The sequence below is a fragment of the Mycobacterium sp. genome (assembly GCF_040509115.1).
Taxonomy (GTDB): Bacteria; Actinomycetota; Actinomycetes; order Mycobacteriales; family Mycobacteriaceae; genus Mycobacterium.
Genome location: NZ_JBEVLO010000373.1, coordinates 1 through 24620, shown reverse-complemented (window position 1 = coordinate 24620; position 24620 = coordinate 1). Strand labels below are relative to the sequence as shown.

Genomic DNA, 24620 nt, shown 5'->3' with positions numbered 1-24620 from the left:
TGGGGGGTGATTCGCGTTCCCGGGCCCGGGGGCGGCCCGCCCCCCCGGGGGGGTTTTGTTGTGCGCGGGGGGCCACCCTGGCCCCCCCCCCCCCCCGCCCCCCCCCCCCGACACTGCTCACGGTCAGCGTCGTGCTCAGCATCCTCACGGAGCCCCTGTTGTTGGCCCTGGCCATCCGCCGGTTCGTGCCGTGGTGGTCGGCGTGTTCGCTTCGGATCCGAATGACGGTGCTGGACAGGCAGACCCGGCAGCACCGGCTGGAACGGACATCGCCGGGCGAGGTGGTGTCGCGGGTTCTCGACGCCGACCGATTCCTGCATTACGCCGACCGCTGCAACGACGTCGTCGCCGGGCTCGTCATGGTGGTCCTCACGTCGCTGCTCGGGGGAACGGTGGCCGCCGGCGCCATCCTGTTGGCGGTCATGGTCGCCGCGGCGGTCACGTCGGTGGCCGGCCGACCCATCGCCGGGCGGTCCGCGGCGGCAGCGTCCGCTACCCGCGCCCGATTCGGCCGGGCCCTCGTGTCGGTGCTCGAATGTGTTCGCACCGTCAAACTCGCCGCCGCCACCGGCGACGTCCACGCGCACCTCGACCGGGTCGACGCCGGACGCGTCGGCGCCGCCGTACGCGAACATCGGGTGCAGGCAATCCTGTTGGGCGTCCCGGTCGTGATGGTGCAACTGGGCGTCGTCGCCGTCTGGATCGTCTTCCTCCTCGGCGGATGGAATCTGGCGACGGCACTGCTGGTCACGGGTGCCGTCGCCGGCTTCGGCTACTTCGGTACCGTCGCCGGGGCGGTGATCACCGACGCGCCGGGAACGCGCGCGTGGCAGCAGGCCACCAGCAGCTTCGCGGGCGGCGCCGACCTGATGGACATCCCGCCCGGCGTCGATCTGGTGGCCGGAACGGCGCCCGCCCCAGCTCCGGTGTGCCGACAGGCGTTGCAGCGCATCGAACTTCGCGATCTGACCGCGGTGCACGACGACGGCACGCGCGGCGTAACCGGCGTCGACCTGACCGTGGCCGCCGGCGAGTTGGTGTTGGTGATCGGGCAGGTCGGTTCTGGCAAGTCCAGCCTGCTGTCGGCGTTGTGCGGTCTGGTGGCACACACCGGCGAGATCCGATGGAATGGCGTCGAAGTCACCGACGGGCAGACATTCCTGCGACCCGGCCAGGTGGCGCACGTCGCCCAGGTGCCCAGGGTCCTGTCGGGGACGTTCGCCGACAACGTGCGACTCGACCACGACCGCGACGTGGCGCGGGCCGTCGCCGATGCCCGCCTGACGCAGGACGTCGTGGCGGCAGGTGGTGTCGATGCGCTCGTCGGGCATCGGGGGGTTCGACTGTCCGGTGGCCAGGTCCAGCGCCTGGCACTCGCGAGGGCATTGGCCGTCGAGCCGGAGCTCCTTCTTGCCGACGATGTCTCAAGCGCACTCGACGCCACCACCGAGGTCGAGTTGTGGGCTGCCCTTCGGGCTCGCGGGACCACGGTGCTCGGCGCCACCTCCAAGCGGGCCGCCCTGGCACTGGCCGACCGCGTGATCGTGCTCGTCGACGGCACGATCGCCGCGTCGGGGCCGTGGCGTGAGCTGGCACCGGCGTGGAGCCACCTCGCTGCCTGACTCGCGCGGTGGGTGACGCCGAGTTCTGCGTGTGGGTCGTTCTTCGCCGCGGATCGCAGCCCTCACGCAGATCTCGGTGGGGTCCATCCGCGCCGTAAGAACGCCTGGCGCAGTCTGTTCAGGGTGTATTGGCGACTGTGTTCGTTGACGACGCGAAGGTCGATCCAGCCTTGACGGTCGATGAGGTCCGCCCGCCCGATGTCGTGGACGTACTGGTTTCGCTCGGCGCTGTGGTGGGCGCCCTCGTAATCGAGTCCCACCATCGGCTCGTCGTACCCCATGTCGATGAATGCCTGGCTCTTGCCGTCGGTGACCCTGATCTGGGTCCGGGGAGCCGGCAGCCCATCGTCGATGAGCACTAGTCGCAGCCAGGTCTCCCTCGGGGATTGCGCGCCGCGGTCCATCAGCGCAAGGGCCGCTCGCGCCCGTCGCACCCCGCGCGCCCCGCGATACCTGCCTGCCAACTCGGCGACGTCGTCGGCCGAGACACCCGTTGCGGCGGCCAGCGCGTCGAGATGTGCGACCGCGGGGTTGCGGTCTAGGTGTCTGCCAAGATCCAGCGCCGTGCGGGTAGGAGTGGTCACGGGCAGTCCGCAGACTTCGGTGGTCTCGTCGGCGTGAATTCGTTCCTCCCGCACGATGATCCCGGCCCGCGGTCGAGTGTGCTCCGCGATGATCTCGATCGGTGTCGACGGGTCGACCCACCTGGCGCCGTGAAGCGCCGCGGCAGCGCGACCGGCGATGACGCCGCGACGTCCAGACCACAGCCACGCTGCGGCGGCATTCGTCAGCACGGTCGGCTCAGCGCCATTGGGCAGATAGATGCGAGGGTGGACCGCGGTGTAGTTCCATCGCAGCTTCCCGCGGGTGAGGACGCCGTCGCGGATCGCTTCGGAGCCTATGAACGAGTCGTACATGGGTGGATGGTGGCGGCGGGTTCCGACGGCTAGCGGCGCTACGGGTCGATCTCGACCTTGGCTGTGGATAACTCGTTGCGCGATTTCTGCGTGTGGGTCGTGGTTCGCGTCGAGACGCAGCCCTCGTGCAGAACTCGGCGCCGGGTGGTGTGGACGTCAGGACGCCGCGCCCGTCCGCCATGCGTCGGCCGCCAGCAGTTCGGGCACCAGCACCTCGGTGAGCAAACGAACGTCGTCGCGATCGTCACCGGGATAGCGGAGTTCGTAGCGGGCGCCGGGCACCGCGCCACCCACGCCGACGACGGTGCTACCTCGCGCGGTGGTCCACTCGGCCAGTTGCGCCTCCCACGGCGAGCCCGCGAAGACGAGAAGGCGGTAGTCGGTCGTCTTGGTGAGGTACACGTCGACATGGCTCCAGTCGCCGGTTTCGCACCCGACGGCAGGTAGCCGCGGGCCCTCGCGGAGCATCAGGGCCCCCTGCTGAGCCGAACAGAACCGGTGCGCGGGCGCGGCGAGGTGAGTTCCAGAAGGCCCCAGCAGAAGCTCGGAAAGCTCCGGCCGCCAATCGTCTTCGGTGGCGATCAGATGGGCGGAAGCCTCCGCGGCGGCGGCCACCGAATCGGCAAGCGCCGCGGTGTCATCGCCTGCGAGGTGGTGTTCGAGCGCGAGCAGCAGCGCCAGGGTGTGCTGGTAGCTGCGGCACGCGACACCACCCACCTCCGCGTCGGCGCGCAGTTCGACGACGGCATCGCAGCCGTGCGTGATGGCCGAGTCGGGGGTGTTGGTCAACGCGACCGTCCGCGCGCCGGCAGGCAACCGGCTCACGGCGTCGAGGGTCTCGACCGACCCGCCACTGGCCGAGGTCGCCACGACCAGCGTTCCCGGCCCCCACGCCGGGAGCAGCCGGGACGACGCCAACTCCGAGGACGCGACGAGTCCACGTGCCCGCATGCGGTCCGCGGCGACACCACCGGCGTACGCCGACGAGCCCATGCCGATCAGGACCACCCGCTCGACGTCTGCCGGCGCCACCTCCGCCCAGGGATTGCCGGTGGCCAGCGCGGCCGATAGTCCGCGCAGCACCCCGGGCTTGCGGTACAGGTCGTCGGCGAAACCTTCGGGCTTCACGGTGGCGTTCCTTCGTCGAGAAGCGCGGGCAATGCCGCGTCGGGTACGTACATCCATCGGGGGAGATGCCGTGCAGCGTAGGCGATCTCGCGAAGGACCTGCTGAACGCGGAGGGCGGGTAGCGGTTTCGGGTCGTACAACTCCGCGTGACCGAGCACGTCGAGACGCCGCGCGTAGGAGTCCAGCAGCACAGCGCGGGCCGCCGCGTCGACCTCGGCCCGCGCGACGGGATCGAGCGGGGTGTACCTGGCGGCCACGATGGCGGCGTGCGTCAGCGACTGGGTCATCCCCGCGAGGTCCAGGGCCGCCGGAATCGGTAGCGCCCGCTGCGCCGCAGGCAGGACGGGGTTGCCGTCGAAGTCGGTCACCACGAACCGGCCGTCGGCCCGCAACACCTGACCGACGTGCAGGTCTCCGTGGCCCTCGACGACCGGCGTGCCGACGAGGTCGCCAAGCCCGTCCAGGAGACCCTCGATGTCGCGGCGGCGAGCTCGGGCGCATCGCGAGGCATCGGAGTCGCCTGCGAGACAGGCGATCTCGAGTGATGCCATCGCCTCGGAACGCCACCGCTGCGCGTCGGCCGTCGAGGCCAGCGTTCGGGTGCCCGACAACGCCGCATGCAGTTCGGCGACCACGGTGCCGACGGACGCCGCCGCGGCGACGACCGGCCCGGGCTGGCGGCGCAGAGCCGCTTCGGTGATCATCTCCACGGCCCAGGTCCACCCGTCGACGGCGCCCGGCAGGTACTCGTCGACGTAGGCCACCATGGTCTCCACCCCGTCCGGCGGCTGCCACGTGACCACGCCCCACGGGGTGGGCATGCCACCGAAGCCCGCCTCGCGCAGCAGCCCGATTCGCCGGGGCGCCGGGTGCGGGCCGTCCTGCAGATGCGTCGCCCACTTGACCACCGCTGCGTCGCCGACGATCACCGATTCGTTGGTTTGGTCGACCCCAATCGCCCGCTCACCCGTCGCGCCATCCGCGGTGTACGAGCGCACCGTGAACGCGCCACGGCGTCGCGAGCCGTTGGCGAGCATCCCCACCAGGGCGTCGGCGGCCCCGTCACCCGCCACCGCCCGGCGCCACCGGCCGTCTTGGTCGCGGATCATGGGAACCGCGGACCGGCCGCCGTCGACGGCGACGATCGCCAGGCGCGTCCCGTCGCTCAGGTCGAGCGCATCCAGCGGCTCAGTCAACCGAACCCCGGTGCTCGACGCCGACCCGTTCGATGACGTCGGCGCCGACGCGCAGGCCGTCACGACCCCGGACGGCGGCGCCGATCGCGTCGAGCCGGGTGCGCAGTCCGACGTCGGCGAGCAGCCGCTCCACGGCGTCGGTCAGCTCTGCGTCGGTGAAGGCGTAGGTCGCCAGCCGCACGCCGAGGCCGAGTTCGTCGATGCGCTGGGCGTTTTCGTACTGATCCCAGAACAGCGGCAGCACGATCAGCGGCTTGCCGAAGTGCAGCGCCTCGGTGGTGGTGTTGTTGCCGCCGTGCGAGATCACCAGGTCGACCTGGGGGATCACCTTGGTCTGTGGCAGCATCTGGGCCCCAACCATGTTGTCCGGCAACAGGATTTGATCCGCCTGCGGCCCCTTGCTGACGATGAATCGGTGCCGGGTCCTGCCAAGCACGTCGACCAGGCGCCGCATCAGTTCGACGTCCGCACCGCCGAGGGACCCCAGCGAGAGGTAGATCAGGGCACTGTCGTCGGGCCGGTCGGCCACCTCGGCGGGCAGCGCGTACTCGTCGTCGGTCTCGCGCACGCTGGAGTCCATCCTGGTCCAGCTGTCGTCGAGCGGTCGGACGTCGAGGTAGTCGGCCTCGGCGGGATAGACGTACAGATTCGCGGCGTTGGTTCGCGGCATGAACTCCAGCTCCGGCAGGGCGTCGGCGCCCTGCCGCTGCACCCAGGCGTCGAAGTCGGCCCACAGCGCCCGATGGGTCCGGTCGAACTCGGCGCGATAGGCCTCCCACCGAGAGGCGTCGGCGCTTGGCAGCCCCGAGAACGGCGGCGGCGCGCCGGGCCCTGGAACCTCCAGCGGGCTGCACGACACGATGCGCACGAACGGCGCCCCCGAGGTGGCCAGCGCAGGGAACAGCACCACGTTGTCCTCGACGATGACGTCGGGGCGGTGTGTGGCGACGATCTGGCGCAGCCGCGGCTCGCAGTACTTCGCGCCGTCGATGAGGGCCTGATAGGTGGGCTGGATGAACGACTCGAGCTGTTCGATCGTCGGCTTGCGGAACTCCGGCGCCGTCTCGGCGATGAAGTCGGTCCAGAACCTTCCCGCGTCCTCATCGCCGGCGTCCTGCGCTGGTTCTGCCAGATCGACGAGCTCCTCGACGAACCCGAACGGCGCGAGCTTGCCAGCCCACGAGCTCTCGGCGGCGAAGACGATCGTGTGGCCGCGGTCACGCAGGATCGCCGCCAATCCGATGCACTGGTTCGTCGGACCGTACGCCGACTCTGGCCAGAACATGATCGTCAGCGGTGTCGGCATCTCAGCGGTTCCTTCCGGCGGGTACGAGTGCTTCGGACGATACTGCGCCGGGCTGTCCGCGCCCTTCCCCGTGGGCCGGACAATGCGCGCATTTGATCGGCACGGCACCGTCGGCGCTCCTAGGCTTCCGGGATGGGGTTGACGTGGCCGCTGACCGGTCGCTCGGCGGAGATGGGTGCCATCGATGCTGCGATCGCAGCCCCCGACGTCGCGGGCATCGTGGTCAGCGGGCCCGCAGGCGTTGGAAAGAGCCGAATCGCCCGTGAAGCGCTCTCGGCCGCGGTGGCGCGGGGTTGCCACGGGCATTGGGCCGTTGGCACGTCATCGGCCAAGGTGGTGCCGCTCGGAGCGTTCACGGCATGGGCGTCCTCGGGTGTCAGCGACACCATTGCACTGGTACGAGGCGTCATCGAAGCGTTGACGGCGGCGCCGCAGGCGACCACCGTGATCGTCGCCGTCGACGACGTCCATCTGCTCGACGACCTGTCGACCTTCGTGGTCCAGCAGATCGCCCAGCGCGGGGCGGCAAAGATCTTGCTCACCGTCCGCGACGACGAGCCGATCTCCCCCGCAGTACAAGAGATTTGGCGAGGTGAGCAGTTCCGTCGACTCGACCTCCAGCCGCTGTCGCTCGACGATTCCACTGCGCTCCTGTCGGCAACCCTGACGGGATTGGTGGATCCGGATGCCGCACAACGACTGTGGACCCTGACGCGGGGCAACGCGTTGTATCTGCGCAGCATCGTCGAGCAGGAGGTCGCCGACGGCCGGATGGACAAGAAGGACTCATATTGGCGGTGGGACGGTGACCCGGTGGTGGCGCCTGGCCTCGTCGAACTGATCGAAACCCGGATCGGGGCCCTGCCCCCGGCCGTGGGCGACGTCGTCGACGCACTGGCGGTCGGGGAACCGATCGAACTCGCCGCCCTGACTCGCATCACCGGTCCAACGGCCGTCGAGGAAGCCGACACCCGCGGGCTCGTCACGCTGGAACCCGTGGCCGACGGCGTCGAAGTGCGACTGGCGCATCCGCTCTACGGTGAAGTGCGCAGGAAGCGCGGGGTCACCACCCGGTTGCGGCGGCTACGCGGACTGGTCGCGCGGGAACTGGCCGACTCCGACGACCGTGACGACGTCAGGGTCGTCGTGCGCCGCGCGAGCCTCAGCCTGGACTCCGATCTGACCCCCGACGCCGACCTGCTGGTTCGCGCGGCGCACGGCGCCGTCGGGCTGGCGGACCTACCGCTCGCCGATCGGCTCGCCGCGGCGGCGATCCGGGCTGGCGCCGGCCCGGAGGCGAACTTCGTTCGTGCACATGCCCTCTCGTGGCTCAGCCGAGGGGAAGACGCCGATCAGGTACTCGCCGACATCCGCGTCGACGAATTGACCGACGTCGACCGGGCCAGGTTTGCCTTCCTGCGGGCCAGCAACATGCTGTGGGCCCTTGCCGACCCGGTGCGGGCCAAGGAGGTCGTCGACGCCGCCCCACCGCCCTCGTCGCCGGAGGCGCGCCGTTATCTCGACGCCTTCCTCACCGTGTATTGGTTTGCCGTGGACCAGCCGAAACTGGCCAGCCAGGCGGCTGAGGACCTTCCGCTCGACGAGCTTCCCGCCATCATCGACGCGGAGGTGGCCTGGACGTTGGCCGTGATGGCCGCCGAAGCGGGGCGCACCGCGGAGGCGGTCGCCGTCGCCGACGCCGGATACACCGTTGCGGCACGTTCGTTCGACGCACCGCAGATGCGGTTCAACATCGCCGACGCGCATGTCACGGCGCTCTTGCTGGCCGGCCTGGTCCACGACGCGATCGACGTGGCCGACCAGATTCACCGCCAGGCAGCCGATCTCCCGGGCGCGGCGCACCTGCTGGGTTCGGCCGTCGCGGGCCGAGCCGCACTCGGCGCAGGCCGACTCGACGTGGCAACTTCGCTGCTGGAACAGGCAACGGTGGCGTTGTCGGGCTCCGGACATGCCATCGGGTGGGGTTATCGCTATCAGTTCCCACGTTCGACCGCGCTTGCGATGCGGGGGAAGATCGCCGAGGCAGCCGCGGGATGTGCTGCGCTGGAAGCGCTGCGGCGCCCGTTCCGATCGCTGGACTATGAGGGAAGCGTCGCAAGGGCGTGGGTCGCGGCGGGCGAGGGGGCCGTCAGCGAGTCGATCACGACGTTGCTGTCAGCTGGCGAAAGGGCGCGCGACAACGGTCAGTTCGCGGCCGAGGTGATGTGTCTGCAGACCGCCACCCAGTTGGGTGACCACTCGGCCGCCGCCCGTCTCGGTGAGCTCGCGACGGTCGTCGAAGGCCCGCGCGTCGGGCTCGCCGCCCGGTTCGCCGAGGCGCTCCGCGACCGCAACGCTGCGGAATTGTCGGCGGTGTCCCAGGATCTCGAACGCATGGGCGATCTGGTGGCCGCGGTCGACGCGGCCGCGCACGCCGCAATCGTGTATCGCAGCAACGACCAGAGGGGCTCTGCGCTGAGTTGCTCGGCTCGGGCGCAGGCCCTCGCGCACGCGTGCGGCGGGGTGCTCACCCCCGCACTCCGGCAGGCCACCGAGGACCTACCGCTGACTGATCGAGAACGCGAGATCGTCACGTTGATCGCCGGCGGTCTGACCAACCGTGCCGTTGCCGATCGACTGACGCTTTCGGTGCGGACGGTGGAGAGTCACCTGTACCGCGCCATGGCGAAGACCGGCACGACGACCCGCGACGAACTCGCCAAACTTCTGCCACCACAGCAGTCTTAGGCGCACCGAGCACCGTCGATCGACGTACCGCTCAGTAGTGCGCCGCGAGTTGCCGGGCGATTGCAGTGCGGCGCTACTGAGCCCGCAGCACCGCCACGGGGTGACGATCGATTCGCGGACGGATTGGCCGACAACGTGATCCGCGGACAGGGGGACTCACGATCATGAGGACGCCACCGACCGGCTCGCCAGCCACGGGATCGGGCAGGTCACCAGCGAAGGCCGTCGCCACGCTGCTGGCCACTCTGCTGGCCACTCTGATGGCACTGTCACTGATGTCTCCCGCCAGCGCCGGAGCCCGGCTCCAAGAGTGCGTTCTCGTCGAAATTCCCGAGGGCGCGACGTACGTACCCGCGACGCGCGTTGGCCTCGGTGCGGGATCGATCCTGCTCACCGGCCCCCTGACGACGTCTTCGCCGCTCTATCTCGATTGCTGATCCGCGCCCGAAATGAGGGTCGACGGGCCCAGCCGAGGAGTGTGTTCGAGTTGATCAATCCTGCGGTTCTGACGGATACCATCACGTCGGGGGAGGTGTCGGGCATGAGTACTCCGCATGCGCTTCGCAGGCAGGACGCCCTCGCGTGGCTGCGACGCCTCGCCCGCACGACGCCAGGCGTCATCGGCGCGATCGCCGTTGCCGTTGCCGCATCCTGCGTGATCGTCGGCGTGGTGTGCGCCGCTGCGCTGAATGACCGGATCACCCAACACTCGGCGCTTCTCGAGCGTTCCGAGCCGTTCGCGTATGCAGCCCAGAATCTCTACGCCGCCCTGTCGGCCGCCGACGCCGCGGCGGCCGCGGCGTATCTCTCCGGAGTCGAGACCTCGGAGATGAGGGCGCGCTATCAGCAGGCACTGGCCGACTCGGCCTCGGCGCTGACCGACGTCACGGCGGGAGCGACCGACGCGGCCACCCGAGAGGCGGTGGCGGACATCACGGCACAACTAACCGCCTACGCGGGCATGGTCGAGGCGGCGCGTGCCAACAACCGGCAGGGCTTCGTCGTGGGTTCCGGGTATCTCCGGGAAGCATCGTCGTTGATGCAGGACACCACGCTGCCCGGCGCGGCGGCGATCTACTCGGGTGACTTGAGAACCGTGGGCGACGATCAGCGCGCCGTCGGTTCGACACCCGTCGTCGGGTTCGTACTGCTGGGGTTGGTACTGCTCGCCATCGGAGTCGCGTCGGTACTCGTGTCCGGCCGCACCAACCGCCAGTTCAACCTCGGGCTCGTCGTCGCGGCGGTGTCGGTGCTCGTCGTCGGCGGATGGATGTTCGTCGCCACCAGGTCAGCGGCCAGCGCGATCGATCAGAGTCGCAGTGCCGCAACCACGTTCGAGAGATTGGCCGAAGCGCGCACCATCGCAAGGCAGGCGCGGACCGACGAGACGCTCCAGCTGATCGCGCGGGGCGACGTCACCGCGACGGAGAAGTCGTTCAGCGACCGCATCGCCGGGTTGACAGCACTTCTCGAAGCAGGACCGCCAGCCGCCGCCGATGGCGTCAGAAACTGGACCGAGAGCCACCGCAGACAGCTGACCGCCTACCGGAACAACGATTACAACGCCGCGGTCGCGCAGGCGATCGGGCCTGATCCGCAGGCGTCCGCGGCGCAGTTCGCGATCGTCGAAGCCAGCCTCCGTGACGAGATCGAACGGACCAGGGCGACTCTTCGCGAGGAGGTGGCGGCAGCGGGGGCGTGGCTGTCGTGGACTCCGACTGGGACGTTGGTCCTCATGACGGTCGCCGCGTCAGCGGCCGTGGTTGGCCTGTGGCCACGACTCAAGGAATTCCTATGAGGTCGCGAATCGTTCTGGCGCTGTTCACCGTCGCGCTCGTCTCGGGGTGCGGGTCGCCGTCGACGCCACCGCAGGAGATCGCCGTGTCGGCCGTCGAAGCGATGCCTGCGGGCACCGTCGAGGTCACGACCGTTCCGGCCCCGGGAAATGCGAACTGCGACAGGGAGGCAAGCCTGCGCCCAGGCCCGATGCCAACGCCGGGGGCGATGCCGGCCGGATCGACGATGGCGGCGATCGCCGAACGGGGAAGTCTCGTCGTCGGCGTCGACCAGGACACCAACCTCTTCGGCTTCCGCGACCCGGCCACCGGACAGCTGGAGGGCTTCGACATCGACGTCGCCAGGGAGATCGCGCGCGGCATCTTCGGCGATCCTGACCGCGTCGACCTCAAGGTCGTCGATGCGACTCAGCGCGAGTCGGTACTGCAGTCGGGTCTGGTGGACGTGGTGGTGAGGACCTACTCGATCACCTGCGACCGCAAGGACAAGGTCGCGTTCTCCACGACCTACTTCACGGCCAATCAGAAGATACTGACCACCAAGGGATCGGGAATAGACTCTGCCGCAACGCTTTCGAACAAGCGCGTATGTGCCGTGCTGGGAACGACGTCGCTACTCGCGCTCTTCGCCCTCGACCCGCGTCCGACGGTGTTCGGCGTCAGCACCTGGACCGACTGCCTGGTGATGCTCCAACAGGGCCAGGTCGACGCGATCAGCACGGACGACGTCGTGCTGTCCGGGCTCGCCGCGCAGGATCCGAACACCGAGGTGGTCGGGGTCAGCATGGGGATCGAACCGTACGGCGTCGGGATCAACAAGGAGAACACCGATCTGATCCGGTTCGTCAACGGCCTGCTGGAACAGATGCGCGCGGACGGGACGTGGGAACGCCTCTACGCCGCTCGGCTACAGAGCCTCGGACCGTCGCCGGGGCCGCCCGCGGCCAGGTACCAGGACGTGCCATGACCGATCTCGACACCGACGCGATCGACCGCGAGATCGCCATGCGCAGAGACGAAGTCGCGGCAATGTCGGCGACCCTGATGGAGCTGGACGACCATCCGGGGCTTCAGCACGTGCGACGCTATCCGCCGACCGGCGTGACCGCGGCGCGGTGGGCGGCGATCGAGGGTTCCTTGGCGCAGCTGTGGCAGGACCTTGGCTTGGCGACGACGATCCTCGACGCGGCCGAGGCGGCCCGCGCTCGCCGATCGAAGCCGTCCGACGACGACCGGGCGGAGCTGACCCGGCTGCTGTGCGGACGTCCGGTCGAGACATCACGCCAGGCAATTCCGATGGCGCAGCGCCGCATCACCGATCCCGCCGAGGCGGTGGAGTGCGTCGGGCTTGCCGAGCTCGTCGGCCGGATGTCCGCAGCCCATCCGGCCGTGGTGGAGTTCTGCGATGCCGTCGACGACGTCGATTCGTTGATCGCCGTGCGGCTCGCGCCGTCACGGCGTCAGCTCGACGCGGCGGGTCTCGCGGGTCCCGTCGAGATTGCCGAGCTGCTGGCCGTCTCCGCGACCGATCCGCTGTCGCTGACCGAGCAGGCCATCGGCGACCGCGTCATGGTGATCGCCGACTGGGTTGCTCGTCGAGCGGCGGAACTGGCCGAACTGGCCGCAGTGCAGTCGGATTGGCCCCGTGCTCTGCAGGGCACCGCCGCGCGATTGGACGCGCTACACGCGGCGACAGGACGGGCGCAAGGCGTTCGCACCCTCGTCGCGGACACCGTGGTGACGGGTCCACTGCCGACGCGGGTCGACGCCGAGCCCGGCTTGCGCGCGGCGCTGGCGGCGATCTCGGTACCGACGGCCGAGCCGGACGCGGCGGCGCTGCTGCGGCTTCGACTGCGGATCGACGCGGCGGTGCGGCTGGTGGCAGACGACGAGCGGCTGCTGCGGGGCCTTCTCGACCGACACCGTGAGCTCGCTGGTCGACTGACGGTGTACCGGGCGAAGGCCGCCAGGCTCGGACGTGGCGAGGAGTCGGAGCTGTTGGCCTCCGGCCGCATCGCCGCGGGCCTGCTGTCGCGACGGCCATGCGACCTGCGTGCCGTCACGCGCGCGGTCAACGACTTCCAACGGATGGTCCTCGAGAAGCGGGGTGATGTCTCGTGAGGTGCGCCGAACCGGGGTGCGACGGCACCGTCGTCGAGGGCTACTGCGAATACTGCGGCACCGCACCGGCACCCGACGCGCCGAGTGGTCCGTCAACCGCGCGGGCAGAAGCCGCCTCATCGGCCGGATCGATGCCGACCGCGCGGGCCGTGGCGTCGAGATCGGTGAGCACGCGCGGCCGCCTCGGCGCAGGGATCGTCACCATCCCCCGGATACCGAAGGGTGACCCCGCTGCCGCGATCCTGCCCGACCCCAAGGTGCCGGAGAACCGTCGATTCTGCGGTGGCTCCGACTGCCGCAAACCCGTGGGCCGTGGCCGCGACGGGCAACCCGGCCTCGCCGAAGGGTTCTGCACCCAGTGCGGCACGCGATACTCCTTCGTTCCCAAGCTGTCCCGTGGTGATCTCGTCGGCGGGCAGTACGAGGTGCAGGGATGCATTGCACACGGTGGACTCGGCTGGATCTACCTGGCGATCGACCGCAACGTGCACAACCGTTGGGTGGTGCTCAAGGGACTGCTGAACTCCGGTGACGCCGACGCCATGGCGGCCGCGGCCGCCGAAGTGCTCACGCTGGCCGAGGTGGAACACCCGAACATCGTGCGCATCTACAACTTCGTCGAGCACACCGACACCGCGGGTGTCCCGGTCGGCTACATCGTCATGGAGTACGTCGGAGGCACCACGCTCAAGCAGATCCGCACCGACTACGGCGGGCCCCTCCCGCCCGACCAGGCCGTCGCCTACATCATCGAGATCGCCTCGGCGCTGGACTATTTGCACGCGGAGGGCTTCGCCTACTGCGACTTCAAGCCCGACAACGTGATGCAGACCGACGAGCAGCTCAAGCTGATCGATCTCGGCGCCGTCATCGCGATGGACGACCTCGACAGTGCGATCTACGGCACCCTCGGCTACCAGGCACCCGAGATCGCTCATACCGGACCCACCGTGGCCACCGACGTCTACACCGTCGGGCGGACCCTCGCGGTTCTGCTCATGGACGTTCCGCAGCGCAACGGTCGCTTCGTCGAACCGTTGCCAGGCCCGTCGGACGTGTCGGTGCTCGCCGAGTACGAGTCGCTGCACCGCGCGCTCGCCCGCGCCACCCATCCCGAGCCGGCTCGCCGATTCTCGTCGATGGCGGAGCTGGCCGACCAGCTCACCGGAGCGCTGCACGAAATCGCCGCCGCCAAGAAGAACACTCCGCAGCCACGAAAGTCGAACCACTTCAGCCCTCAGCGCTCGGTGTACGGCGTCGGCTCCGATGCGCCGGTCGACGCCGCTCACGTGGTGGCGGCATTGCCCGTCCCCGTCGTGGATCCGCAGGACTCCGGCGCTGCCGTGCTGGCCACCACCAGCGGTACCCCGCCCGCCCAACTCGAGCAGGCTCTTCTGCTCGCCCGCGGTGGCGCGCCCGTCAGCAACCGCTCGTCGATCGAGGTGCCGCTGCGACTCGTTCGTGCGGCACTCGAGATCGGTGCCCCTGCGGACGCCAGGACGCGGCTCGACGAGTTGGCGACGGTGGTGCCCGACGACTGGCGGCTACGCTGGTACGGCGGGCAGTGTGCGTTGCTGGAAGGTGAATTCAGCCAAGCGGCAGCGGAGTTCGACGCCGTGCTGGACACCTTGCCCGGCGAACTCGGACCCAAGCTGGCCGTCGCGGCCACCGCGGAGCTTCGGCGCGAGCACGATCACGCCACCCGCTACTACGAGATGATCTGGCGCACCGAACACAGTTACTACAGCGCAGCTTTCGGGTTGGCCAGGGAACGGGCCAGGGTCGGCAACCGGATCGACGCCATCGCGCCACTCGACGAGATACCGGTGTCGTCAGCCCACTTCACCGCTGCCGGCACCACCGCGATCGAGATCCTCCTCGAAGATCGCACCCCTGAGGACCTCGACGAGCAGACGCTGGTCGATACGGGCAGGCGGGCTGCCGAACTGGCCCTCGAGTCGGCGGCGAAACGTGCCGCGCTCCGGCTCAGGGTGCTCGGCACGGCACTCGACTGGCTGAAGGCAGGCAACGAGAGCAGGGCCGCGCGGTTGCTCGGCGTCGACTTCGACGAAACCGGCGTCAGGATCGGGATGGAGCGCTGCTATCGCGAGCTGGCCCGACAGGCGACCGACGGTTGGGAGCGGATCGCCCTGGTGGAGAAGGCGAATGCGATTCGCCCGAGGACTCGGGTATGACAGGCCAACGGACGTCGTGCCGACACTGTGCCGCACCGGCACAGGACGACGATCGGTTCTGTGGGAGCTGTGGCGCCACCCTGGTCGAGATTCAACGGGCCGCAGTACCCCGCGACGCCGGCCTCTTGGATGGTCGCGGGGGACCGTGCCCGGACTGCGGCAACGCGACCTACGCCGACGAGTACTGCACCACGTGCGGCGCTCGTCGCGCCGCGCCGGATCGCGAGGAGGCGCACGTGGGCCCGGTGTCGCTCGTCACCGACCGCGGTCTCGAACACGCCCGCAACGAGGACGCTGCGTCCGCAGGCATCCTGGTCGGCTCCGACGGCTCTCGACCCGACGCCATCGCGGTCGCCGTGTGTGACGGCGTGTCCACGTCCACCGATGCGCACCTGGCTGCGGTCGCTGCCGCCAACGCAGGAGTCGAGGCGATGCTCTCCGCGCTCGCCGCGGCCCGCACGTCGCGCGCCGCCGTGCTGGAGGGTCTGGCCGCCGCGGCGCTGGCGGCGACCGAGGCGGGCGCCGACGTGTGGAACGCCCCGTGCTGCACCTATTGCGCTGCGGTCGTCGTCCCAGCCCCTGAAGGGGCCGTGGAGATCACGGTCGGCAACGTGGGAGACAGTCGGGCGTACTGGCTGCCAGAATCGCCAGGCGCGGGCCGCCAGCTGACGGTCGACGACTCCGTGGCGCAGGAGTTGATCGACGCCGGCTTGGCCGTCGACTCGGCGGCGGTCCAGCGGGGGGCCCACACCCTGACCCGCTGGCTCGGGGCGGACGCCGAACCGAAGCCATGGTCGGAATCGGGCGTGCAGACGATCACCGTCGACGGCCCAGGGGCGTTGGTGGCGTGTACCGACGGAATGTGGAACTACCTACCCGGCGCCGACGACCTCGCCCGCGTTCGTGCGGGCACCGACTCGGTCGCAATTGCCCGTGCGTTCGTCGACCACGCCTTGAGCTCCGGCGGCCACGACAACGTCACCGCTGCCGTCATTTCGATCGGAGAACGTCATGAGTTCGGTTGAAGACCACGACAATTCCGGCGTCACCATCGACGTCGACCACAACCGGTATCTGCCCGAGGGATCGGGAACGGTGGACGCCATCGTCAGCGTCGCCATCGGGGAAGGTACCGACGGGCGCGGACCGGGACCGCAGCGCGTCGAAGTCGTCGTGCTGGACTGTTCCACGTCGATGCAGTCGCCGATCGCGAAGTTCGATGCCGCCAAACGGGCCACCGCGGCCGCCATCGAGGAACTCGTCGACGGCACGCACTTCGCCATCGTCGCGGGCACGGAGAAGGCGACCCCGGTCTACCCGGAAGAGGGTCGGTCGGTCGCGGCGAGTGCGGCGACCAGGGCGGCCGCGGCGCGCGCCGTCGACGCTTTGCGCCCCGACGGCGGGACCGCGATGGGCACCTGGCTGGCGCACGTGCGCGGCATCGTCGGACAACACCCCGGGGCCATCACCCACGCGATCCTGCTGACCGATGGAAAGGACGAGCACGAGACCCCCGAGCAGCTGAGCGAGGAGATAGCGCTGAGCGAAGGGGCCTTCACCTGTGACTGCCGGGGCGTCGGGACAGAGTGGCGGGTCGCGGAGTTGCGGTCGATCTCGTCGGCACTGCTGGGCACCGTGGACATCGTCGCCGATCCCGACGACCTGGCCGAGGACTTCGCGGCGATGATGCGCACGTCGATGGCGAAGTCCATCCCCGATCTGACGCTGCGCCTGTGGATCCCCGTGGGGGCACGTGTCGGTTTCGTCAAGCAGGTCGCGCCCACCGTCAACGATCTCACCCACCGTCGAGTGGAAGCCGGCCGTCAGACGGGCGACTACCCGCTGGGCTCGTGGGGCGTCGAGGAACGCGACTACCACATTCAATTCGAGGTCCCGACCCTCGACGTCGGACGCGAGAGGCTGGCCGCCCGCGTGAAGATCGTCGCCGACGGCGAGGAACTCGGCGAAGGCTTGGTCAAGGTCTGGTGGACCGCCGACACGGTCAAGTCGGCTCGAATCAGCCGCCGCGTCGCGCATTACACGGGTCAGGCCGAGCTGGCTCAGATGATCGAGGAGGGGTTGACCGCGAAGGGCGGCGGGGACGTCGCGACCGCGACGACGAAGTTCAAGCGCGCCTGGGAACTCGCCGTGGAATCGGGTAACGACGGGGCGACCACCCAGCTGAAGAAGGTCATCGAGATCGACGAGCGCACCGGAACGGCCCGGCTACGGCGCGACGTCACGGTGGCCGACGAGATGGCTCTCGACGCCCGATCGACGAGAACCGCTCGCGTGCGAAAGGACCGCTGATGCCCACGTGTGCCGAGGGGCACGTCTCGGTAGCCGACGACTACTGCGACGTGTGCGGCGTGCCCATCGGGAGTCCAACGGCGCCGGCGCTGGAGAAGCCCTGTCCCGCTTGTGGACTGCCGGTTCTCGGCCGCTTCTGTGAAGCCTGTGGCCATGATTCGGCGTTGCTCGCGCCGCCACCACCCCCACCGCCCCCACCGCGGGCGCCGGTGCAGTGGGCCGCCGTCGTCGGCGCCGACCGCGAGTATTACGAACGCGTCCTCGCCAACGGCGGACCCGATACGGTCGAATTCCCCGAGTTCTTTCCCGAACGTCGAATCGCTCTGCGGGGCAACGCCACCCTGATCGGACGGCGAAATCGAGGCCAGGGAGTCGAACCCGAGATCGACCTCGGCATCCATCCCATCGACCGCGGTGTGTCCACACAACACGCAGTGCTTCGCATCCACGACTCTCGCCTCACCATCACCGATCTGGGCTCGACCAACGGCACCAGCCTCAACGGCAGTGACGAACTCCTCCGCAACGGTGAGGCGATCGCACTGAAGGACGGCGACCGCATCCACGTCGGCGCATGGACCACGATCACGATCCGCCATGACACGTAATAGACGGGATCGACAATTTCGCCATTGCCTGAACCGGGGCACGGGCACAGACTGTTACGAGGTCCGGAAGGGGGAACTGTGACCGACTCGGGGGAGAGCGCGCCGGGCAACTCGTTCGAGTTGCACCGCGAACTGCGCGACGCGCGGGAACAGTCCGCTGCCAGTCGGGAGATCCTCGCCGCACTCGGCAGGGACGCCGCCAATCCCGGGGCGGTCCTGGACACCGTCGTCGAATACGCCACGCGTCTCTGCGGAGCGCAGGCCGCCCAACTGTTTCTCGCCGACGGCGACGTGTTCCGGGTGTCCCGAGTCTCCGCGGGAACCACCGACGACTACCGCCAACATCTCGTCGACCACCCGATCGGCCGAGACCGCACGTCAACCGTCGGCCGTGCCGCCGAGGACATGCGCACGCACCAGATTCCCGACGCCCTTGCCGACGCGGGCTACAAGCGTCGAGACCTCCAGAGCAAAGCCGGTTTTCGAACTCTGCTCTCGACCCCGATGATCGTGGCCGACGAGGTGGTCGGCGTGCTCTCCATCTGGCGGACCGACGTCGCGCCGTTCGATCGACACGAGGTCGAGCTCGTCGAGGAGTTCGCCGCACAGGGTGCGATCGTCGTGCGCCAGCGCGACCTGATGAGTGCGCTCGAATCGAGGGGAACGGAGCTGGGGGACAAGGTCGCTCAGTTGGAGGCGCTCCAAGAGGTCGGCGAGGCCGTTGGGTCAAGCCTGGACCTCGACGAGGTTCTGGAACGCATCGTCAGCAACGCGGTCCGGCTGACCAATCTCGGCTTCGGCGACATCACCCTGCGAACCGACGGTGGATCCATCCTGGAGTACGACGAGGCGAGCGACTCGTTCTACGTCCGCACCGCACACGGCAGCAGCCCGGACCTGCTCCAGCGGCTGAGGGCCATCACGATCGACCGCGAATCGACGCTGGTGGGCCGCGCCGCCATCACGCGCCGACCGCTGGAGGTGCCCAACCTTGCCGGCACCCAACTCGACCCTCACCTTGAGATCCTGTTCACCGACGGGTGGCGCTCGGTGCTCGCCGTACCGATGACCCGCGGCGAGACGATGGTCGGCGTGCTGGTGATCGGGCGCCGCGGCACCGGCAGCTTCCCCCCCGACGTCACCGAACTGCTCGAAACCTTCGCCAGCCAGTCTGCGTTGGCCATCGTCAACGCGCGACTGTTCGGTGAGTTGCAGACCAAGTCCAAGGAACTGGAGACCGCGAGCAGGCACAAGTCGGAGTTCCTGGCCAGCATGTCCCACGAGCTGCGGACCCCGTTGAACGCGGTCATCGGCTTCTCAGAGGTGTTGCTGGACCGCATGTTCGGTGAGATCAACGAGAAGCAGGACGAGTACCTGCACGACATCCTCAACTCGGGAAGGCACCTTCTGGAACTGGTCAACGACATCTTGGACATCGCGAAGGTCGAGGACGAGAAGGCAGTGCTTGAGCCGAGCACCTTCATGGTCGCTGGCGTGCTGGACTCCGCGATGTCGATGGTCCGTGGCCGGGCGGCAAGCCAAGGGATCGCGCTCACCGTGGACGTCGCCGACGACGTCGGGATGGTCGAGACCGATGAGCGGAAGTTGAAGCAGGTGATCCTGAACCTGCTCACCAACGCGGTCAAGTTCACCCCGGGTGGCGGCAGCGTCGAGGTGAGCGCCCGACGCGACGGGGCCGAGCTGGTGGTCACCGTGACCGACACCGGCATCGGAGTGCCGCCGGAGGACGTGGAGAGGATCTTCGAGTCGTTCAACCAGGGTCGCCGGGGACCCTCGAAGGAGGAGGGCACCGGCCTCGGGCTGACGCTGTCGCGGCGCTTCGTCGAACTGCTCGGCGGCCGGATGTGGCTCGACAGCGTTCCCGGTGAGGGCAGTACGTTCGGATTCTCGATCCCCGGCCTGCCCGAGCCGCACGACGACGTCGCTTCGCTGCCGGATGGCGAGTTGCCGGTCGTCGTCCTCGTCGACGACGATCGGGCGTCGCTCGATCTCATCTCCGCCTACCTCGACGGCGCACCCGTACAGCTACTGCAGGCCCGCAACGGAATTGACGCACTCGGCCTGATTCGCACGGTGATCCCGGCCGCCGTCGTGCTCGACATCCAGCTGCCGAGGCTCGACGGCTGGGAGGTGCTCGCCGAGCTCAAGGCGGACCCCGCCACCGCCGCCATTCCGGTGGTCATCGCATCCGTGGTCGACGACCGGCCGCACGGACTCGCCCTCGGTGCGAACGTCTACCTCCAGAAGCCGGTTGGCCGCGACGAACTGGTCGATGCGCTGCGACGCGTGCGCGCACTGCCGCCGTCGGTGGGGGCGTCATGACGCCGCGTCGGATCCTCGTCGTCGAGGACACCCCGCTGAACATGAAGCTGGTGCGCGAGGTGCTGCAGTTCAAGGGCTATCACGTGCTGGAGGCGACGTCGGGAGAGGAGGGGCTGCGCATCGCCGAGACCGATCCCCCCGACCTGATCCTGATGGATCTCCAGCTCCCGGGGATGGACGGCTACGAGACGCTGCGCAGGTTGCGCGAGAGCGCTCTCGCTCCTGACGTGAAGGTCGTCGCGGTCACCGCCTTCGCGATGGCGGAGGACCGGGCACGGGTGGCGGCGGCCGGGTTCGACGGCTACGTCGAGAAGCCGATCAGCGTGCGGGCGCTACCCGGCCAAATCGAGGCGTTCTTGGATCAAGGGGTTGCCCGATGAGCGACCACATCACCGTGCTGGCAGTAGACGACCAACCACCCAATCTGCGACTGCTCGACGCCGTGCTGACTCCCAAGGGGCATCGGGTCATCACCGCCTCGTCCGGCCCGGAAGCCCTTGCGCTGCTTGAAACCGAGGACATCGAGGTCGTCCTGCTGGACATCGCGATGCCGGGGATGGACGGGCACGAAGTGTGCCGTCGAATCCGGGCCATGCCTGCCACGGAGTTCCTGCCCGTCGTGATGATCACCGCCAGCGGGCCCGAGCAGCGGCTGGCCGCTCTGGAGTCCGGCGCAGACGACTTCATCACCAAGCCGTTCGACCGCAGCGAGCTGCTGGCCCGCGTCGCATCGCTGGCGCGAATCACCCGATACCACGCCACCATTCGACAGCAGGCCGACGAATTGGCAACGTGGAACGACGAACTCGAGCGGCGAGTCGCCGAGCAGGTCGTCGAGCTGGAACGCACCAGCAGGCTTCGTCACTTCCTGTCCCCACAGCTGGCGGACCTCGTCGTCGGCGACGAGCACCTCCTGGAGAGCCATCGCCGAGAAATCGTGGTGGTCTTCTGCGATCTGAGGAACTTCACCCCCTTCGCGGAGACCAGCGAGCCGGAGGAGGTGATGGGCGTGCTCGGCGAGTACCACCGGGCAATGGGGGCACTGATCCATGCCTACGAAGGCACGCTCGAGCGATTCACCGGGGACGGGATCATGATGTTCTTCAACGATCCCGTGCAGTGCGACGACGCCGCGGAGCGGGCAGTCCGGATGTCGATCGCCATCAGGGACGCCGTGAAAGGGCTTGCCCAGCGCTGGCTTCGGAACGGACACGACCTGGCGCTCGGCATCGGGATCGCCCAGGGTTTCGCGACCCTCGGCAGGATCGGCTTCGAGGGCCGCTTCGACTACGCCGCCATCGGCAGCGTCACGAATCTCTCGGCCCGGCTGTGCTCGGACGCGGGACCGTGGCAAGTCCTGGTCACCGACCGCGTGCTCGCAGCCACCGAGCACATCGCCATATCGCAGCCGGTGGGTGACGTTCGACCCAAGGGATTCAGCCGTTCGGTGCGAGTCCACGACATCACGGCGCTCAAGGAAACGGCGCCCAACGAGAGGCAGGAAGACAAATGACACAGCTCACCGACCCACGCCACGCCACCGCGCGCACGCTCTCGCAACTCGACGACGCCGAGCGCTATCGCGCCTTCGACGGGCTCCAACTCACGATGCCGTCGGTATGGGCATCGATGCAGTTGGGCCACGCCGACGAATCCGTCGTCGTGGTCCCATCGATCAGCACGGACGGGCCAACCAGCAAGAGTGGCACCGTCATGCAGGCGTTGGAGGAGCGCGCGCTGTTCCTGCTCCTGCTGCTCCGTCAGCCCCGGCTGAGGATGATCTACGTGACCTCGCAGCCGGTGTCCGAGGCGACGATCGAGTACTACCTCGGTCTCTTGCCCGGCGTCATCCCCAGCCATGCGCGGGCGCGGCTCACCCTGGTCCCGGTCGGCGACGCCAGCCCGGTCTCGCTCAGCTCGAAGCTGTTGGCACGCCCGCGCCTACTGCGGACGATCCGGTCCATGATTCCCAATCCCGGGAAGAGCCATCTGATTCCGTACAACACGACGTCACTGGAGCGGGACGTGGCGCTGAGCCTCGGCATCCCCATGTACGGCGCCGATCCACGGCTCGAGGACCTCGGCACAAAGACCGGGTGCCGCAGGATGTTCGACGAGCTCGGGGTGCGGTGCCCGGTCGGCGCCGAGGACCTTCACACCGTCGACGACATCGTGGCCAGCGTGCAGCACATGCGCGTCAAACGCCCCTCGCTCACCCAGGCCATCGTGAAACTCAACGACGGCGTCTCGGGCTCAGGGAACGCCTCGGTGGACCTGCGCGATCTGCCGCCGTCGGGCTCTCCGGACGAGGTCGCCGCGATCACCGAGCGCATCCTCGGCATGCAGCTGGAGTCCCAAAAGCTCAGTCTCGAAGTGTATTTGGCGGCGTTCGAGGAGCACGGCGGCATCGTCGAAGAGCGCATCACCGGTGTCGAGCTGACCAGCCCGAGCGTTCAGATGCGCGCCTTGCCGGACGGCACCGTCGAGTTGCTGTCCACCCACGACCAGCTCCTCGGCGGTTTGAGTGGCCAGCAGTACCTCGGCTGCGTCTTTCCCGCCGACCCCGGGTACGCGTCGCTGATCGCCGAGCCGGCCATGGTCATCGGGCGTCACCTCGCCAGTCTCGGCGTGCTCGGTCGGTTCGCCGTCGACTTCGTGACGGTGAAGGACGATCGCGGCGAATGGACGCCCTACGCCATCGAACTCAACCTGCGAAAGGGTGGGACCACCCATCCGTTCCTGACCTTGCAGTTCCTCACCGACGGCAGCTACGACGGTGAGCGCGGGGTCTTCCTGACGCCGAATGGCAGCAGCAAGTACCTGGTTGCCACCGACCACTTCGAGGACGACCGGCTCAAGGGGCTGACCGTCAAGGACCTGTTCGAGATCGTCGTCGACAAGGGGTTGCACTTCGATCAGGCCCGGCGGAGGGGCGTCGTGTTCCACATGATCAATTGCCTCACCGAGTGCGGCCGGGTGGGTCTGACCGCGGTCGGGGATACTGCGGAGGACGCCCAGCAGATCTACGAGGAGGCGCAGGCCGTCCTCCTTCGCGAGGCAGCTGTGGCGCTGGAGGAAGGAGCCGTGATCGGTTGAGCGCGAGCCTCGCAACCGACGACCCCGTCTGGTACGTGGCCTACGGGTCGAACATGTCCTCGGCGCGTTTCGATTGCTATCTGTCGGGCGGCCGTCCCCACGGCGGCACTCGTACGTACCAGGGTTGCCGGGACGCGTCGCCGCCCCGGCGTGACGTCGGGATCCGGCTCGACGGTGGGCTCACCTTCGCGGGCAGTTCCAAGGTGTGGGGCGGCGGCATGGCGTTCTACGACCCGCACGCCGATGGCAGGCTGGCGGCGCGCGCGCATCTGCTGACGTTCGGACAACTCAGTGACGTCGTCGCGCAGGAGACCCGGCGCCCGGTGGGTCGCGACCTGGCTCTGGACGACGTCGTCGACCGGCCGCTGCGGGTCGCACCGGGTACCTACGAGACCGTCCTGCACCTCGGGGACCGCGACGGCATGCCGATGTTCACCATCACGTCGCTGCAGGACCTCGTGCCGAATCCGCCGTCGGCGTCCTACCTTCGCACCGTGCTCGAGGGTCTCGGTGAGTCGTTCGGGTGGACGCCGCAGGAGCGAGCGCAATACCTGTTGCGGGCACCCGGCGTCGCACCCGCGTGGACGGCCGATCGGCTTGCCGAGCTGTGCGGGGTGGACGCCGAGGAAGCGCACTGATGGGGCCGACGCGGCGCCCGCTGTTACGTTGCGGGCGCGTCGCGCGATGTACCAGCGTGACGACGAAGCGCTTGGCAGCGTGCATGCTCGGATTCCTGGCGGCGATGGCGTTCGTGGCCGCCGCACCGACCGCTCCCACCGCGTCGGCCGATCCATGCCCGGACGTCGCGATCGTGTTCGCTCGCGGCACCGACGAGCCTGCCGGTGTGGGTGCCGTCGGGCAGGGCTTCGTCGACGCCCTCGGCTCGCGCGTCGGCTCGCGCACGGTCGGCGTCTACGCGGTGAACTATCCGGCCAGCAGCGATCTGAAGAACAGCCCGGCCGCGGGCGCCGCCGACGCGATCTCCCACGTCTCCGGGCTGGTCTCGGTCTGCCCCGACACCAGGATCGTGCTCGGCGGGCATTCGCAGGGCGCTGCCGTCATGGAACTGGTCAGCAACCAGCTCACGCCGAACGTGGCCAACCACGTCGCCGCCAACGCCATGTTCGGCACGCCCAGGAGTGGCATCGCGCAGATCATCTTCCTCGGCAACCCGCTGCCCACCCTCGCTCCGCGGTTCGCCGAGAGGACCATCGACCTGTGTGCGCCTGGCGAT

20 protein-coding genes are annotated in these 24620 nt (G+C 68.9%); 16 read left to right on the top strand and 4 right to left on the bottom strand.

Annotation, left to right across the window (positions count from 1 at the left end; translation table 11 throughout):
• Positions 1-131: 131 nt before the first annotated feature.
• A complete protein-coding gene (locus ABW137_RS25840; protein ID WP_526404314.1) occupies positions 132-1622 on the top strand; it encodes an ATP-binding cassette domain-containing protein in 1491 nt (496 codons plus the stop codon).
• Between the two features lie 62 nt (positions 1623-1684).
• On the opposite strand, the gene ABW137_RS25835 is transcribed toward ABW137_RS25840, so the two are convergent.
• The 4 genes from ABW137_RS25835 to ABW137_RS25820 form a co-directional block, all read right to left on the bottom strand.
• A complete protein-coding gene (locus tag ABW137_RS25835) occupies positions 1685-2539 on the bottom strand; it encodes a type IV toxin-antitoxin system AbiEi family antitoxin (RefSeq protein WP_526404313.1) in 855 nt (284 codons plus the stop codon).
• Between the two features lie 156 nt (positions 2540-2695).
• Positions 2696-3667 carry an SIS domain-containing protein gene (locus ABW137_RS25830; protein WP_526404312.1) on the bottom strand — a complete coding sequence of 324 codons (972 nt, stop codon included), beginning with the start codon at positions 3665-3667 and terminating at the stop codon, positions 2696-2698.
• Positions 3664-4863, bottom strand: coding sequence for a glucosamine kinase (locus ABW137_RS25825; protein WP_526404311.1), 1200 nt, complete (start codon positions 4861-4863; stop codon positions 3664-3666). The genes ABW137_RS25830 and ABW137_RS25825 overlap by 4 nt, the downstream gene beginning before the upstream one ends.
• Positions 4856-6169: a glycosyltransferase gene (locus ABW137_RS25820; RefSeq protein ID WP_526404310.1), complete on the bottom strand. Its 1314-nt coding sequence runs from the start codon at positions 6167-6169 to the stop codon at positions 4856-4858. Before ABW137_RS25820 ends, ABW137_RS25825 begins: the two co-directional genes overlap by 8 nt.
• A gap of 132 nt (positions 6170-6301) precedes the next feature.
• On the opposite strand from ABW137_RS25820, the gene ABW137_RS25815 reads away from it, so the two are divergent.
• The 15 genes from ABW137_RS25815 to ABW137_RS25745 all read left to right on the top strand — a co-directional run.
• Complete coding sequence (locus ABW137_RS25815) at positions 6302-8917, top strand: helix-turn-helix transcriptional regulator (RefSeq protein ID WP_526404309.1); 2616 nt, start codon at positions 6302-6304, stop codon at positions 8915-8917.
• Positions 8918-9081: 164 nt separating this feature from the next.
• Positions 9082-9354, top strand: a complete 273-nt coding sequence (locus ABW137_RS25810; protein WP_526404308.1) for a hypothetical protein — start codon at positions 9082-9084, stop codon at positions 9352-9354.
• Positions 9355-9458: 104 nt separating this feature from the next.
• Entirely contained in the window at positions 9459-10715 is a 1257-nt protein-coding gene (locus tag ABW137_RS25805) for a GlnX family signal transduction membrane protein (RefSeq protein ID WP_526404307.1), read from the top strand.
• On the top strand, positions 10712-11680 hold the full coding sequence (locus ABW137_RS25800; RefSeq protein WP_526404306.1) for a glutamate ABC transporter substrate-binding protein: 969 nt from the start codon (positions 10712-10714) through the stop codon (positions 11678-11680). Before ABW137_RS25805 ends, ABW137_RS25800 begins: the two co-directional genes overlap by 4 nt.
• On the top strand, positions 11677-12834 hold the full coding sequence (locus ABW137_RS25795) for a hypothetical protein (protein ID WP_526404305.1): 1158 nt from the start codon (positions 11677-11679) through the stop codon (positions 12832-12834). Before ABW137_RS25800 ends, ABW137_RS25795 begins: the two co-directional genes overlap by 4 nt.
• Complete coding sequence (locus ABW137_RS25790) at positions 12831-15029, top strand: tetratricopeptide repeat protein (protein ID WP_526404304.1); 2199 nt, start codon at positions 12831-12833, stop codon at positions 15027-15029. The genes ABW137_RS25795 and ABW137_RS25790 overlap by 4 nt, the downstream gene beginning before the upstream one ends.
• Complete coding sequence (locus ABW137_RS25785) at positions 15026-16054, top strand: PP2C family protein-serine/threonine phosphatase (protein WP_526404303.1); 1029 nt, start codon at positions 15026-15028, stop codon at positions 16052-16054. Before ABW137_RS25790 ends, ABW137_RS25785 begins: the two co-directional genes overlap by 4 nt.
• Positions 16041-17339 carry a vWA domain-containing protein gene (locus tag ABW137_RS25780; RefSeq protein WP_526404302.1) on the top strand — a complete coding sequence of 433 codons (1299 nt, stop codon included), beginning with the start codon at positions 16041-16043 and terminating at the stop codon, positions 17337-17339. The genes ABW137_RS25785 and ABW137_RS25780 overlap by 14 nt, the downstream gene beginning before the upstream one ends.
• Positions 17339-17947 (top strand): FHA domain-containing protein, encoded by a 609-nt coding sequence (locus tag ABW137_RS25775; RefSeq protein WP_526404301.1) that lies wholly within the window; start codon positions 17339-17341, stop codon positions 17945-17947. The genes ABW137_RS25780 and ABW137_RS25775 overlap by 1 nt, the downstream gene beginning before the upstream one ends.
• 78 nt (positions 17948-18025) lie before the next feature.
• Positions 18026-20290, top strand: a complete 2265-nt coding sequence (locus ABW137_RS25770) for an ATP-binding protein (RefSeq protein ID WP_526404300.1) — start codon at positions 18026-18028, stop codon at positions 20288-20290.
• Positions 20287-20670, top strand: coding sequence for a response regulator (locus tag ABW137_RS25765; protein ID WP_526404299.1), 384 nt, complete (start codon positions 20287-20289; stop codon positions 20668-20670). Before ABW137_RS25770 ends, ABW137_RS25765 begins: the two co-directional genes overlap by 4 nt.
• Positions 20667-21803 (top strand): adenylate/guanylate cyclase domain-containing protein, encoded by a 1137-nt coding sequence (locus ABW137_RS25760; protein WP_526404298.1) that lies wholly within the window; start codon positions 20667-20669, stop codon positions 21801-21803. Before ABW137_RS25765 ends, ABW137_RS25760 begins: the two co-directional genes overlap by 4 nt.
• The gene (locus ABW137_RS25755) at positions 21800-23386 is read left to right on the top strand and encodes a peptide ligase PGM1-related protein (RefSeq protein WP_526404297.1); all 1587 of its coding nucleotides are present in this window, start codon (positions 21800-21802) and stop codon (positions 23384-23386) included. Before ABW137_RS25760 ends, ABW137_RS25755 begins: the two co-directional genes overlap by 4 nt.
• Entirely contained in the window at positions 23383-24024 is a 642-nt protein-coding gene (locus ABW137_RS25750; protein WP_526404296.1) for a histone deacetylase, read from the top strand. The genes ABW137_RS25755 and ABW137_RS25750 overlap by 4 nt, the downstream gene beginning before the upstream one ends.
• 56 nt (positions 24025-24080) lie before the next feature.
• A partial coding sequence (locus tag ABW137_RS25745) for a cutinase family protein (protein WP_526404295.1) occupies positions 24081-24620 on the top strand: 540 nt, incomplete at its 3' end.